This is a genomic window from Caloramator sp. ALD01 (genome assembly GCF_000472625.1).
Classification (GTDB): domain Bacteria; phylum Bacillota; class Clostridia; order Clostridiales; family Caloramatoraceae; genus Thermobrachium; species Thermobrachium proteoclasticum.
The window spans coordinates 13336-27914 of the sequence record NZ_AXAA01000002.1 but is presented as its reverse complement, the minus strand read 5'-3'; the positions used below and the strand labels follow the sequence as shown (position 1 = coordinate 27914).

Sequence of the window (14579 nt, the reverse complement as noted above, 5' to 3'; positions counted from 1 at the left end):
CGACCTATGGATTTTAAGGGCATATTAGTTGTATCAGATTTAGATGGTACGTTGATGGATTCTAATAAAAATATTTCAAAGAAGAATATAGAGACATTAAGGTATTTTGTTGATAAGGGAGGACTATTCACAGTTGCTACAGGGAGAACAGAGCTAAATATAAGACCCTTCATCAAAGATTTACCAATAAACTGTCCAGCTATCCTATATAATGGTGCAGCAATCTATGATTTTAAAAATGAAAAATTTATAAAGTATGCTTGTTTGGATAATAGTATTTTAGCTTATATAATTAGAGATATTTTATATGAATATAGTGAAATTTGTGTACAGATTTTTACAGTTGGAAAGATGTATATAGTATCAGGTACAAGTTATATTGACCCATATGTTATAAATGAGAAACAACCTTATGAATTAGCAAATGTTTTGGATATTGTACAGGAAAATTGGCTTAAAGTTATTTTAAATGGACAAAATGAAATGCTTAAAAGTATATTAAAAAAAATAGAAGGTATTATACCAAAAAATAAATTGAATTGTATGTTTTCTACCGATAGATATCTTGAAATTTTACCCTTTGGAGTATCAAAGGGAAGTGCATTAAAGGAGTTAATTAAATTAATGGAGATTAATCAAAATAAGGTAGTTGCAATAGGTGATTATTGCAATGACATAGAAATGATAAAAGTGGCATTTCTTGGTGTTGCAACTGAAAATGCTCATAAGGATTTAAAAAAAGCTGCAAAATGCATAACAGTAAGCAATGACAACAATGCTGTTGCTACATTAATAAATGAAGTAATACCAGAGTTTATAAGTCTATAAAAAGAGGCTGTATAGTATTTTTATTTACTATACAGCCTCTTGTCCTCCTGTTTTAAAAATTCGGTAGGAGATATATTTAGATATTTTTTAAATGTGTTAAAGAAATTTTTATAGTCCCCAAACCCGACCAAGTCAGATATTTCATATACTCTGTATTTGCCGGATATTAATAGCTCTATTGATTTTTTAATTCTGTATTGGTTTAAAATGTCCATAAAAGTCTGTGAAGTTATTGCCTTGAACTTTCTACTCAAATAGCTTGGACTAACTCCAAGCATTTCGGATATACCTTCAAGTGATATTTTTTTATTATAGTTATTTTTTATTTCAAGTAAGGCTTGATTTACATAATAGTTATCCTTGCTGTTTATTATATATGAATCAATATCAACAACAGTTTGGTTATTTAATTCTATTTTATTTTTAATACTATTTTTGATTTCCTGTTTAATATTGTTTATTGTTTTGATAAGTTCCTCTTCATCAATAGGTTTTAAAATATACTCAAATACTTTAAGGCTGATTGCTTGTTTTGCATATTCAAATTCTGAATAACTTGTTAAAATAATGCTATAGAATGATGCTTCTTTTGTAGCTCTCTTCAACATTTCAATTCCATCCATTATAGGCATTTTTATGTCTGTTATTACTATATCGGGCTTTTGTTCTTTTATTAAATTTAATCCATCTATTCCATTTGATGCTGTTCCTACAATAGTACAATCCATCGAGAGCCAATCTATGGTCAAAACAAGACCGTTTCTTATAATGTCTTCATCTTCTATTATAACAACCTTAAACATATCAACACTCCTTTTTTAAAATTAAAGGTAATGTTATGGTGACTTCTGTTCCTATATTTTCAATACTATTAATTTCAACTCCATACTTATCTCCATATAAAAGCTGTATTCTTCTATGTACATTATATATACCTAAATGATTGCTATTGTTTTTATTATTTTTTAATATCTTACTTATTTCTTCTAATTTATTTTTGTTAATTCCTGCTCCATTATCTTTTATTTTTGCAATTAAAAAATCGTTATTGTTTTGAATTGATATATCAATATAGAGGATATTATCACCTTTATATCCGTGTTCAATAGAATTTTCAATCATAGGTTGAAATATTAGTTTAGGGATTAAACAAATAGTAAGATGCTTGTCTACTTTTATATTATAGTCAAAATTTTCTTTAAAGCGAGTTTTTATTATATCTAAATATGAAGTTGTATAGTTTAGTTCATCAATTACATTTACTTCAGAGGAACTATTATCAATACTATATCTTAATATTTTTGAAAGGTTTAAAATCATTTTTGTTGCATCCTGAGGATTTGTTTTTATCATATATTTTATTACTTCAAGTGTATTAAAAAGAAAATGAGGATTAAATTGTGATTCTAATTGTTTAATTTCTGATATAATACTATGTTTTGCCTCTTCTTTATTGAGTTCAATTAAATTTTTGATATCATCGAGCATTTTGTTATAGGCATCTGAAATAGTTTTAAATTCAATATTTGTTTTAATATTAAGACGTGTATCAAGGTTGCCGTTTTGAACATTTTCTAATGCCTTTAATATCATATCTAAATCTTTAGTTTTGTTTTTAGAAACCTTTGATGAGGAATACATTAAAAATGCTATTAAAACAATTATGAAAATAACAAGTAAAATACCTATTATTTTAAAAACAGTTATCATATTAGCAAGCGAATTAACTGTGTATATATTAAATTCACTGTTATAAATTTTATTTTGGGTTATAAAATAGTAGCATTTTAAATACTTAATAAAGCCTGAACTATCTTTTATATAATTTTCAAGTTTCCCTTGTTTAGTTATAGGCAATGTATTTGTTGTAAAAAGAACATTTCCATATTTATCTGTTAAAACAGTTATTAATGCATAATCTGAAATATAGTGTTTAATAAGAGAGTCTGCATAAATATCAAAGGTTAAATATCCAAGAACTTTTTCATTTTCTTTTATTGTTGTTCCAAAAGTTATTGTATTTTGAAAATTAGTTGAATCAATGTTACATTCAATTAGTTTATTTTGATGGGAATCGCTTAAACGTGATAAAATTCCAAGATTATATCTATTTTTTTCTGCATACACAGGTATTTTGTTGGTGTTTGACATTATTATATTTTTGTTTTCATCGAATATATAAAAATAGGTTTTTATACCTGTTGAATTTATGTAACTATAGAGCATTTGATATGTTTCCACATTAGGCTTCTTGGTTTTTATATTATTTATAATTAGAGGATTTTTTGAAAATTTATTTAATGCATTTTCATAATCTTTAAAATATAGATTTAGAGAGTTTGATAGATATATATTTTGATTTAAGTTGTATGATGCAGTGTTATTGATAAAAATAAAAATTGATATTAAATATGATAAGAGTGCAAGTACAACAATTGGTAGTATTGTGTATAACATAAATGTTTTTTTTATGTCATATTTGAAGCTGTTTTTATATTGCAAATTGACCACCCCTTAAGATAATTATACCATAACAAAAATAATAATACATAATATTTTATATATTGTTAATTTTTAAAAAAATAAATAGTTGATAGGCAGGAAATCATAATTTTTTGTAGAAGATAATATATAAAAGAATAGGGGGGGTTTTTTTGAATAAAAATTACTACATCAATTACATAGCAAAAAAATTTGAGAGACATTTTGATATAGAATTTGATAAAGATATTTTGAATTATAAATTAGATTTGTTTGCAAAACATTATAGTTTAAATGCAAGGACTCTTTTAACTAAAAATGATATAATAGATAAATTTGAAAATTATGAGTATGTTTTTGTAAAACATTATGAATTTATTGATGAAAATGCTGTTAATGAGTTTATGCATTTTTTAAAAAAAGTATCAGAGGAATATGTAAATCCAACAAAGATACATATGTCAACCTATATAAATGGAATTATTTTATATGATGATATAAAGGATGAAGCTGTAGATATAATAAAAAGGTTTAAACTTTCAAAGACATTTTTATTTGGAATTAGAGGTTGGTTTGACACAAGGCTATTGGCAGTAGGTTTAAATGGACAAGATATTATATGCAATAGGGAGGGTAAAAGGGTTAAAAAGGTGTATCAAATTACACCTTAAAATAAAAAAAGGGGGTTTTTTTATGAGTTCTTTATGGCTTATCTTTATTGGCATCATAGTTTTTCTTGTAGCTTATGTGACCTATGGTGCGTATCTTGCAAAGGAGTGGGGAATTGACCCAAAGAGACCTACACCATCCCACACAAATTTTGACAATGTAGACTATGTTCCAACCAATTCTAAGGTACTTTTAGGACACCACTTTGCTTCGATTGCAGGTGCAGGCCCAATTGCAGGTCCAATTCAAGCAGCAATCTTTGGATGGCTTCCAGTATTTTTATGGATTGTAATAGGAAGTATTTTCTTTGGTGCAGTTCACGATTTTGGTTCACTTCTTGCATCAATAAGACACGGAGGTAAGTCAATAGGTGAAATAATTGAAGTAAATGTAGGTAAAAAGGGAAAGAAACTGTTTAATACATTTGCTTGGCTTACTTTAATACTTGTTGTTGCCGCATTTACAGATATAGTTGCATCAGCCTTTGCATATAATCCAGAGGTTAAAGGATTCCAAGCAGGACCTGCAGCAGGTACAGCTTCAGTATTATTTATATTTTTAGCAATTTTATTTGGTTTTTTAGTTTATAGAAAGGGATATAATTTAGCAGTATCAACAGTTATAGGTGTAATTTTCTTATTCCTTGCTATTTATATTGGATATAAATTCCCATTTATAGCTTTATCAAAAAAGGCGTGGTATGTAGTACTTTTAATATACATCTTCTTAGCATCAACACTTCCAGTATGGCTACTTCTTCAACCAAGGGATTATCTAAATTCATTCCTACTTTATGCAATGTTAATTGGTGGATTTTTAGGAATACTTGTTATGAGACCAAGCCTTCAACTTGAGGCATTTAAGGGATTTACTGTAACTACAAAGGCAGGTGTTCAATATCTATTCCCAATCCTATTTGTTACAGTTGCCTGTGGTGCAATTTCAGGTTTCCACTCACTTGTAAGTTCAGGTACATCTGCAAAGCAAATAGATAAAGAAGATGATGCAAAGCTTGTAGGCTATGGTGCTATGCTAATAGAAGGCTTCCTTGCAATAATTGCACTTATTTCAGTTGCCTATGTTGCAAAGGCAGAGGGTGCACCAGCGGTTATTTTTGCATCAGGTGTTGCAACATTTATGTCCAAGATAGGAATACCTTTTGAAGTTGGTAAAGTATTTATAATACTTGCATTTACAGCATTTGCATTAACAAGCTTAGATACAGCAACAAGACTTGGTAGATACATCTTCCAAGAATATGTAGAAACAGTATTTGGTAAGGAATCAAAATTAAATAATATGTATATTTCAACCCTATTGACAGTTTTATTCTCAGCATTGTTATTAATGTTTGGTTACCAAAAGATATGGCCTATATTCGGGACAGCAAATCAATTACTATCAGCCCTTGCACTTCTTGCTGTAACTGCTTGGCTTGCAAGAAACAATAAGAAGAATATAATGACAATAATTCCAATGATATTTATGTTTGCAGTTACATTGACAGCACTTGTACTTTTAACTATAAACTTCTTTAAAGCTAAAAACTATGTATTATTTGTTATAGCTATTTTACTATTCATATTTGCGATAGAGTTAATAGTTGAGACATACAAGGTTTTAAGTGGTGCAAAGTCTTCAAAGGAGACAGATGTTAAAGCATAAATTACAACAATCTGTGCTATGACTAAAATGTCATAGCACTTTTATTTATTTAAAAAATGTTCACAACTCATCTATATATCCTCTTTAATATTATTTAATTGTATGGTATTATAAGTAAGGTTAGAATTTAATATAGGTTGGGAGGATAAATATGGGAAGAATGTTTGGAACTGATGGAGTAAGAGGTATAGCAAATACTGAACTTACTGCAGAACTTGCATATAAATTAGGAAGAGCAGGTGCTTATGTTTTAACAGAGGGAGCTCATAAGCCTACTATAATAGTTGGTAAGGATACAAGAATATCAGGGGATATGCTTGAGAGTGCACTTGTTGCAGGTATAATGTCAGTAGGTGCACACGCAATTTGTGTTGGTGTTGTTCCAACTCCAGCAGTTGCATATCTTACAAGAAAGCTTGGTGCAGATGCAGGGGTTGTAATTTCAGCGTCCCACAATCCAGTTGAATATAATGGAATAAAGTTCTTTAATAAAGATGGATATAAGCTTCCTGATGAAGTTGAGGATAAAATAGAAGAGATAATAAATAACGGTCTTGTAGATGTACCTTCACCAACAGGAGAGGACTTAGGTGTTAGAGAACATAGAGAAGATGCAGTTGATTTGTACATAGAATTTTTAAAGGAAGTAGTAGGTACAAGATTAGATGGAATGAAGATTGCACTTGATTGTGCAGAAGGAGCATCCTATTATATAGCACCTAAGGTCTTTAAGGAACTTGGAGCTGAAGTTTTTGTAATACACAATAATCCAGATGGAAAAAATATTAATAAAAACTGTGGTTCGACTCATATGAATGAGCTAAAAGATTTTACTGTTAATATGGGATGCGATTTAGGGCTTGCCTTTGATGGGGATGCAGATAGATGTCTTGCTGTTGATGAAAAGGGCAACATAATAAATGGTGATTTTATAATGACAATTATTGCAAGTGAAATGAAAAAGCAAGGAAAACTTGATAAGGATACTCTTGTTGTTACTGTAATGAGCAATATGGGGCTTGATATTGCTTGTAAAAGAGAAGGGATTAATACAGTAAAGACTAAGGTTGGAGATAGATATGTTTTAGAGGAAATGATAAAGGGTGGTTATAAAATAGGAGGAGAACAATCAGGACATATAATATTCCTTGATCACAATACAACAGGAGATGGTTTAATTACTGCACTTAAGGTTGCGGCAACTCTTAAAAATAGTGGTAAGAAGATGTCAGAGCTTGCTTCAATTATGAAGGAGCTACCACAGGTATTAGTAAATGCAAAGGTATCAAATGAAAAGAAATATGCATATACTGAAGATGAGGTTATAGTTGCTGAAATAGAAAAATTAGAAAAGATGTTAGAAGGAAGAGGAAGAGTTTTGATTAGACCATCAGGAACAGAACCACTTGTTAGAGTTATGCTTGAGGGAGAAAATCAAGAAGAAATAGATATGCTGGCAAAGAATTTAGCAAAGCTTATAGAGGATAGAAGTAAATAATTTTTAATAATTTATTAAATAAACAAAAAAACATTTTACTTTTTTAATAAGTTTTGTATAATGTAAGTAAAACTGCCTCTTATGAGGCAGTTTTTGAAATCTTAAAGGGAGGTGAGAAAAACAAAAAATATATAGCTTAAAATATATAAAGCGCCGGGACTTACCGTTGGTAAGTTGACGAGGACAGGGTTTATCGAGCTATCGGCGGATGCCCTGCGGTTGACCACCGAAAGCGGCCAGACAAAACCTAAAAGCAATTTTAGGGACAAAGGGGCCAGGTCAGGTAAAAACAGAATGGAAGGAGACTTAATATGTGTGGAATAGTAGGATATATTGGTAAAAGACAAGCGGCGCCACTCTTAGTAGAGTGTTTATCAAAACTTGAATATAGAGGATATGACTCAGCAGGAGTTGCTATAATAAACGAAAAGGGAATAAATATTGAAAAGTGTAAAGGAAGATTAAAGAATCTTGAAGATAAATTAAATCAAAATCCAATTGAAGGTACAATGGGTATAGGTCATACAAGATGGGCAACTCACGGAGAGCCATCAGATGTAAACTCACACCCACATTACAATAAGGATATGACAATAAGCGTTGTTCACAATGGAATTATTGAAAACTACCTTGAACTTAGAGAATGGCTTCAAACTTTAGGATATGAGTTTAAATCAGAAACTGATACTGAGGTTGTGCCACACCTTATAGACTACTTCTATGAAGGGGATATAGTAAAGGCTGTAATGAAGGCACTTGATAAAATAGAAGGTTCTTACGCACTTGGAGTAGTGTGCAGCCACGAGCCAGATAAGATGGTAGCAGTTAGAAAGGATAGCCCACTTATAGTAGGTCTTGGTGAAGGAGAAAACTTTATAGCTTCAGATATTCCAGCAATACTTGCATATACAAGAGATGTATATTTATTAAACGACAAGGAAATAGTTGTTTTAACTAAAGATAAGGTTGAAATAATGACTAAGGAAGGCCTACCAGTAAATAAGGAAATATTCCACGTTACTTGGGATGCAGAAGCTGCAGAAAAGGGTGGATATGAACACTTTATGATAAAGGAAATCCACGAACAACCTAAGGCAATAAGAGATACTCTAACAAGAAGAATAGTAGCAGATTCTGATGATATAGTTTTAGATGACATAAAGCTTACTGCAGAAGACCTAAAGAATATAGACAAGATTTATATAGTAGCGTGTGGTACAGCATACCACGCAGGTCTTGTTGGAAAGTATGTTATAGAAAAGCTTGCAAGAATTCCTGTTGAAGTTGATATTGCTTCAGAGTTTAGATATAGAGATCCAATCATAAATGAAAGAACACTTATGATGGTAATATCACAATCAGGAGAAACTGCAGATACTTTAGCAGCACTTAGAGAAGCAAAGAATAGAGGAGCAAGAGTAATTGCTATAACTAATGTTGTAGGAAGCTCAGTTGCAAGAGAAGCAGATGATATACTATATACTTGGGCAGGACCAGAAATTGCAGTTGCTTCAACTAAGGCTTATGTTACTCAGCTAATTGCAATTTATATAGTTGCACTATATCTTGCAAGATTAAATGGTAAAATGTCAGTTGAAGAATACAGAGTAATAAGAGATGAGCTTTTAAATCTTCCTGAAAAGGCAGAAGAAGTTTTAAAGAGAAAGGAAGAAATACAAAAGTTTGCTGCAAAGAACTATAACCATAAGGATATATTCTATCTTGGTCGTGGGCTTGATTTCGCAGTAGCACTAGAAGGTGCACTTAAGATAAAGGAAATATCATATATCCACGCTGAGGCGTATGCTGCAGGTGAATTAAAGCACGGACCAATAGCTCTAATTGACAAGGGAGTTCCAGTTATAGCACTTGCAACACAAGAAGATTTATATGATAAGATGGTGAGCAATATTAAGGAAGTTGTTACAAGAGGAGCAAAGGTACTTGGTATTGCATTTGATGGACACGAAGATATTTTAAAGGTAGTAGACCAAGCAGTTTATATACCAAAGACTCTGCCACTACTTGCACCAGTTTTATCAGTAATTCCTCTACAACTTCTATCATACTATGCAGCAGTAGAAAGAGGTTGTGATGTAGATAAACCAAGAAACTTAGCAAAGTCAGTTACAGTTGAATAATAAAAAAGTTCCATCTTGTTAAATCAAGATGGAACTTTTTTGCTTGGAAACAGGGATATTTACTTTTTAAATATCTTATCCACCAATTCCTTATCCATACCAGTATTATTATACCTTGCTTTAATATAAATATTTCTTATTTCATCTAAATTATCCCATAAACCTTTGGCCTTATTATTTATGTCAAGGCTTGTATCAGAGGAGAGTATATCAATCTTATTCTTCTTTAAGCTCTTTAAAAATTTAAAATACTTAAATCTGATATATTCAACCTTATCATCAAGGTTATATTTTTTTTGTTTCTTTTTTACTTCAGTAATCTTTATAGACTCTTTAAGTTCAACAAATTCATCATCAGAATTGCTGCTTATGCTTATTCTTTTTAAAATTGAGACCACAATCCAAATAAATATTAAAAATAATATAGCCTTTATAATAAGGCCTATAATAGGTGAATTTAAAATAGCATCTATTAGAGTATTTTTGTTAGGTGCAAGTTTTATAAACTCATTAGATGAATTCTTAATATTAGGCATATTATCCAAATTAAACCTAATATTTACTTCCCCAAATATTAATGTAAATATCTTAATAAAGGAAAATATAAAAAAGGCCAACACGTAGGCTATGGTTAATGTGACATAATAGTATAAATAAAACAGCATTTTAAAGATAAATCCTCTTATCTGTGGAATTGATAAAATAATTGAGAAAGAAAGTAGAGAGGACATTAATATAGCATTAAATTTATTTATTTTAACATCTCCATCAATTTTAAAAACCCGTAGAATTCTTAAAAGAAGGACAGATGTTACTGTATAAAAAATTAAGAAAATACTACCGTAGAAGGTTATATCCTTAAAGGTCATATAAATAATAATGTGAATAAAAATTGCAGCCCCAATTAATTTATTGGCTGTTTTAAAGTAGTCTTTAAAATAGTAATAGTCAAAAAGGCTTTTTCTATTTCTAAAAAGCCAATATAGCATTATTGTATAGGACAGTATAAATAAAAATGTTTCACTACTTCTATAAAAAATAGCGGGTATAATAAGAAAAAGATATATATAAAAAGAATCTAAATCCATAATTGTAAAAATACTAACTGTTAATAACGTATACAAAAACAGTATATTTACATCTTTTATAGTAAAAATAGAAAACAAAACCAAAAACACAAAGGAGACTCTGTTTAATACATTATTTAATAAAATCAATTTCAATTAAAATCGCCTCCTATTACGTAGGTTTCAATGTTGTTTGAACTTAAAAGCTCAAGATTATCCCTTGAGGCTGCAATTATTATAAGCTTGTTTACTTCTTTTGATATTCGTTCAATATTTAAAATATATTCCTCAAAAACCTTCGGAAGAATTAGGACAAATGAGCTGTAGTTTGAACATATAGGCATTAAATATTCTAAATAATCCTCAAAGGGCATTGATATATTATAATCTGCCATTCCAAGCAATTTTAAAACATTGTACCTGTGGTGTTCAGTAAGTCCATAGTGAATTATTTCATTGTTTGAACTTGTAATCTGTGAATTTATTGATATACCATAGGGAATTTTACTGTCGTGGAGTTTTTCGCATATATCCCTTGCAATGGATATGCAGTCTTCGATTTTCTTAGAGTCAATGCTATAGTAAAAGGGCTTATAGCTTTCTACATTAACAACAATCATAACTGTACTATCTGTAGTGTAATCAAAATTTTTTACCATAAGCTTGTTTAATCTTAAGGAAGTAGGCCAGTGGATGTTTTTTTGAGGTTCAAAGCCTGTGTATTCCCTAAGTCCTACAATCATTGTTGGATCATCTAATATAAACCTTTTAACCGATATATTTCCCATAGTACTTCCATAAGGTATAAGAACCTCCTCAAAATTCAATTTATTAGGCAATACAATCACAGATTTATTTATATAAAAGGATATTTCCTTTGTAGAGAGACCTAAAATATCTCCAACCTGCAGATACGCATTATTTATTACATAAAGTCCTCGTCTTTTAAAAAGGACAGTATATTCCCTAACCTTTCTTTGATAGGGCATAAGTACTGTTTGAAAGCTGAAATACATTTCATTTGTTATTTTATTTTTTTTATTTTTAAAATACATACCCTTTGGCACTTCTAAAAAAGCTTCAAGGAAGGTTATGGGTAGTTTTTTTCTATTTTCTAATTGAAAAACTAATTTAACTTCTTCACCAAACTCAATAACTTCCATTGAAGGGTATATATTATAGAATAAATTCCGATAAATTATTTTTTGCATAATATTGTTTAGAAAGAAAAAGAGGATTAATAAAAACAAAAGTACATAAAGCATATGAGTTCCTCCTAAATTTCCTCAAGTGGAACTTTAATATTATCTAAACATTTTAAAACAAACGAATACATTGACTTAGATTTTGTTTTAGTTATTATTCTATGGTTTAGAACATAGGGAGCAAGGAACTTTACATCCTCAGGAATAATAAAATTCCTTCCATTTATTGCAGCATAGGCTTGAGATGCTTTAAAAAGGCTCAAGGTTGCACGGGGACTTGCACCAAGTATAACTTCTTCAGAATTTCTAATAAACTCAATTAAATCAAGTATGTAGTCTAAAACTTCATCGGATGCCTTTACATATTTAAAATTTCTTTGAACATACTCTATTTCATCCTTAGTAACAACTTGCTTTAATTCCTCAAGAGGATTTTCTTCTTTGTATCTTTTTATTATATCCTTTTCCTCCTCTTTAGTTGGATATCCTAATGAAATTCTCATTAAAAACCTATCAAGCTGTGCCTCAGGCAGAGGAAATGTCCCAAAGGATTCAATAGGATTTTGAGTTGCAAGAACCATAAAGGGCTTCTCAAGAATATATGTAATACCATCAACTGAAACCTGCTTTTCTTCCATAGCCTCAAGAAGACTTGACTGTGTACGAGGTGTAGCCCTATTTATTTCATCTGATAGAAGTATGTTTGTAAAGATAGGGCCCCTTTTAAATTCAAATTCCATAGATTTTTGGTTATAATAATTTATACCAGTTAAATCAGAGGGCATAAGGTCTGGAGTAAATTGAATTCTTTTAAAATTAAGTCCTAAGCTTCTTGAGAAGGCCTTAACTAAAGTTGTTTTTCCAAGACCAGGGACATCCTCCAAAAGTATATGCCCACCACATATAAGGGAAACCGTCAAAAGGTCAACTATTTCCTCCTTGCCAACTATAACTTTACATACATTTTCCTTTATTCTATTAGAAAAATTAACAAATTCCTTCATTTGTTACCACTCCCTTCAGTAATATAATAACATATACATATAAATCATATCCACATTATTTAATTAATTTATTAATGGAGTGGGGAGATGAAAAAAGTAGTGGATTAGAAACAGCTTACTTCTATTAAGATAACAGTAACTTTCAATAAAAAATAAATTATATGAATAATAGAATATTTATAATAAATTACCAAAATAGGTATTGACTATCACCTTAGGGTTTAGTTTATGATATATTACAAGAGGTGATGGTTATGTATATAAAGGAAGTTTGTAAAGAATGTAAATTAACTAAAAAAGCAATTGAGTATTATGAACAACAAGGGTTGATTTCTCCAGCAATAGAGGATAATGGATATAGAAACTATACAGAAGATGACGTGTTTATTTTAAAAGAAATAGGGGTTTTAAGGAAGATAGGTTTTAGTGTTAGAGATATTAAAGATATACTTGGTAGTACCAACAAAACTGCCACTTTGGAAAAATGTAGATATAAAATGGAGTTAGAAATTGAAAAGTCTTTGGCTAAGAAAAAATGTTTAGAAGATCTAATAAGGGATTATGATATAAATCAAGCTATGAAGTATATTGAAGAAAATATCGAAAAAAATTTTACAATTAGAGAAAAGTTGTTACAATCATTTCCAGGAAGTTTTGGATTGTATTTAAGTATACACTTTGGACCATTTTTAAATGAGAAGATTGATACTCCTGAAAAGGAAGAAGCATATAAAAAAATTATTGAATATTTAGATACAGTTATAAATTTAGATTTCCCAACTGAACTGGAGGAGTTTCTAATTCAGGGACTTCAAGAGATGAAGGAAGAAGATATGGAAAGGATAAATAAAACAATAATGGATTTGGTAGAAAATACAGATGAATATTTAGAAAGGAATAAAGAAGATATAGTTAAATATTTAGAAATTAGGAATACAGATGAATATAAAAATTCTTTAGGATATAAGATGCAGAAATTGTTGTTGGAGTTTCAGCAGCAGAGTGGTTATTACGATATATTTATAGAAAATCTTAAAATATTAAGTGATTCCTATAGAGAGTATTTTGAAAAATTACAAGTTGCAAATGAAAAGTTTTTAAAAAATTATAACATTCAGGTTGAAAACTATTATAAGTAATAAGGCTGACAAATATTAATTTCAGGTAATAGTTACCTAAAATTAAGGCTTTTTTTATATATAAGTAGGTTGTCTATTTTTGAAATAGACTATATTTAAATCAGCTCTGTTTGCAAGGTCTATTGCTATATCAAAATTTGCACCTATTGAGTTGATATTATGGGCATCAGAACCAATAGTAACATATTTCCCTCCAAGCTCTTTAAACCTTTTTAATATATCGAGCATATTAAGTGAAGTTATTTTATTCTCAAGTCTTCTTGTATTAATTTCTACAGCCTTTTCACGCTGTGCAATAATTTTTAAAATCTCATCTATTATTTCTTTAAAATCGTTATAATATAGTTCAGTATCCTGATATTTTGCATACCTTGTTACATAGTTTATATGACCTAAACTGTCAATGAAGTCACATTCCTTAATGCACCTATACATAAAATTAAGATAATGAAGATATGATTCTTTTTTTTCTCTATCTTCATAAAAACCTGGTTGGAAAATATCTATTCCATCAACAACGTGGATTGAGCCTATTACATAATCAAAGGGATATTTTTTAATTAATTCTTTATTTTCATAAATGCAATCATCTCTAAGTCCAAGCTCTATTCCTATTAAAAATTCTTTAGAACGATATTTTTCATATTCATTAAAATACTCTTCACAATTAAATATAAAACTGCCTTCAATAGGATAATTAATATCCATATGGTCTGTTACAATAAGTCCAATTTCTTTTTCCTTTGCTTTTTTTATTGCATCTTCAATTTGCATTTTAGAATCTGTTGAAAAGGTTGAATGTATATGACAATCAAATATCATTTTTCTTACCCCCTAAAAAATACTACAAACAATATAATTATATCACATTTGTAGTCTTAT

At 29.6% G+C, this 14579-nt stretch carries 12 protein-coding genes; 6 read left to right on the top strand and 6 right to left on the bottom strand.

Going from position 1 to position 14579, the window contains the following annotated elements; translation table 11 throughout:
- Positions 1–6: 6 nt before the first annotated feature.
- Positions 7–828, top strand: coding sequence for a Cof-type HAD-IIB family hydrolase (locus A3M9_RS0101155; protein WP_035165635.1), 822 nt, complete (start codon positions 7–9; stop codon positions 826–828).
- Between the two features lie 20 nt (positions 829–848).
- On the opposite strand, the gene A3M9_RS0101150 is transcribed toward A3M9_RS0101155, so the two are convergent.
- Both A3M9_RS0101150 and A3M9_RS0101145 read right to left on the bottom strand, forming a co-directional pair.
- Positions 849–1631 carry a response regulator gene (locus A3M9_RS0101150; protein WP_027307577.1) on the bottom strand — a complete coding sequence of 261 codons (783 nt, stop codon included), beginning with the start codon at positions 1629–1631 and terminating at the stop codon, positions 849–851.
- Between the two features lies 1 nt (position 1632).
- Entirely contained in the window at positions 1633–3330 is a 1698-nt protein-coding gene (locus A3M9_RS0101145; RefSeq protein WP_035165634.1) for a sensor histidine kinase, read from the bottom strand.
- A 152-nt stretch (positions 3331–3482) separates the two neighbouring features.
- Here A3M9_RS0101145 and A3M9_RS0101140 point away from each other — a divergent pair, with 152 nt between their 5' ends.
- The 4 genes from A3M9_RS0101140 to glmS all read left to right on the top strand — a co-directional run bounded on the left by A3M9_RS0101140 (position 3483) and on the right by glmS (position 9282).
- On the top strand, positions 3483–3980 hold the full coding sequence (locus A3M9_RS0101140; protein ID WP_027307575.1) for a hypothetical protein: 498 nt from the start codon (positions 3483–3485) through the stop codon (positions 3978–3980).
- Between the two features lie 22 nt (positions 3981–4002).
- On the top strand, positions 4003–5643 hold the full coding sequence (locus A3M9_RS0101135; RefSeq protein ID WP_027307574.1) for a carbon starvation protein A: 1641 nt from the start codon (positions 4003–4005) through the stop codon (positions 5641–5643).
- Between the two features lie 151 nt (positions 5644–5794).
- A complete protein-coding gene (gene glmM / locus A3M9_RS0101130; protein WP_027307573.1) occupies positions 5795–7141 on the top strand; it encodes a phosphoglucosamine mutase in 1347 nt (448 codons plus the stop codon).
- A 311-nt stretch (positions 7142–7452) separates the two neighbouring features.
- Positions 7453–9282, top strand: a complete 1830-nt coding sequence (glmS, locus tag A3M9_RS0101125; protein ID WP_027307572.1) for a glutamine--fructose-6-phosphate transaminase (isomerizing) — start codon at positions 7453–7455, stop codon at positions 9280–9282.
- Positions 9283–9341: 59 nt separating this feature from the next.
- Here the strand turns inward: glmS and A3M9_RS0101120 are convergent, their stop codons facing one another.
- Genes A3M9_RS0101120 through A3M9_RS0101110 form a run of 3 tightly spaced genes read right to left on the bottom strand, consistent with a single transcriptional unit; the run spans position 9342 to position 12558 of the window.
- Positions 9342–10505 (bottom strand): hypothetical protein, encoded by a 1164-nt coding sequence (locus A3M9_RS0101120; protein WP_027307571.1) that lies wholly within the window; start codon positions 10503–10505, stop codon positions 9342–9344.
- The gene (locus tag A3M9_RS0101115) at positions 10502–11614 is read right to left on the bottom strand and encodes a DUF58 domain-containing protein (RefSeq protein WP_027307570.1); all 1113 of its coding nucleotides are present in this window, start codon (positions 11612–11614) and stop codon (positions 10502–10504) included. The genes A3M9_RS0101120 and A3M9_RS0101115 overlap by 4 nt, the downstream gene beginning before the upstream one ends.
- An 11-nt stretch (positions 11615–11625) precedes the next feature.
- Complete coding sequence (locus A3M9_RS0101110) at positions 11626–12558, bottom strand: MoxR family ATPase (RefSeq protein WP_027307569.1); 933 nt, start codon at positions 12556–12558, stop codon at positions 11626–11628.
- A 254-nt stretch (positions 12559–12812) separates the two neighbouring features.
- On the opposite strand from A3M9_RS0101110, the gene A3M9_RS0101105 reads away from it, so the two are divergent.
- The gene (locus A3M9_RS0101105) at positions 12813–13697 is read left to right on the top strand and encodes a MerR family transcriptional regulator (RefSeq protein WP_027307568.1); all 885 of its coding nucleotides are present in this window, start codon (positions 12813–12815) and stop codon (positions 13695–13697) included.
- Positions 13698–13751: 54 nt separating this feature from the next.
- On the opposite strand, the gene A3M9_RS0101100 is transcribed toward A3M9_RS0101105, so the two are convergent.
- Positions 13752–14519: a histidinol phosphate phosphatase gene (locus tag A3M9_RS0101100; protein WP_156897853.1), complete on the bottom strand. Its 768-nt coding sequence runs from the start codon at positions 14517–14519 to the stop codon at positions 13752–13754.
- Positions 14520–14579: the final 60 nt, after the last annotated feature.

Coding starts and splice junctions, on each gene's coding strand:
- A3M9_RS0101155 (WP_035165635.1), top strand. CDS start 7: ATGGATTTTAAGGGCATATTAGTTGTATCAGATTTAGATGGTACGTTG.
- A3M9_RS0101150 (WP_027307577.1), bottom strand. CDS start 1,631: ATGTTTAAGGTTGTTATAATAGAAGATGAAGACATTATAAGAAACGGT.
- A3M9_RS0101135 (WP_027307574.1), top strand. CDS start 4,003: ATGAGTTCTTTATGGCTTATCTTTATTGGCATCATAGTTTTTCTTGTA.
- glmM (WP_027307573.1), top strand. CDS start 5,795: ATGGGAAGAATGTTTGGAACTGATGGAGTAAGAGGTATAGCAAATACT.
- glmS (WP_027307572.1), top strand. CDS start 7,453: ATGTGTGGAATAGTAGGATATATTGGTAAAAGACAAGCGGCGCCACTC.
- A3M9_RS0101115 (WP_027307570.1), bottom strand. CDS start 11,614: ATGCTTTATGTACTTTTGTTTTTATTAATCCTCTTTTTCTTTCTAAAC.
- A3M9_RS0101110 (WP_027307569.1), bottom strand. CDS start 12,558: ATGAAGGAATTTGTTAATTTTTCTAATAGAATAAAGGAAAATGTATGT.
- A3M9_RS0101105 (WP_027307568.1), top strand. CDS start 12,813: ATGTATATAAAGGAAGTTTGTAAAGAATGTAAATTAACTAAAAAAGCA.
- A3M9_RS0101100 (WP_156897853.1), bottom strand. CDS start 14,519: ATGATATTTGATTGTCATATACATTCAACCTTTTCAACAGATTCTAAA.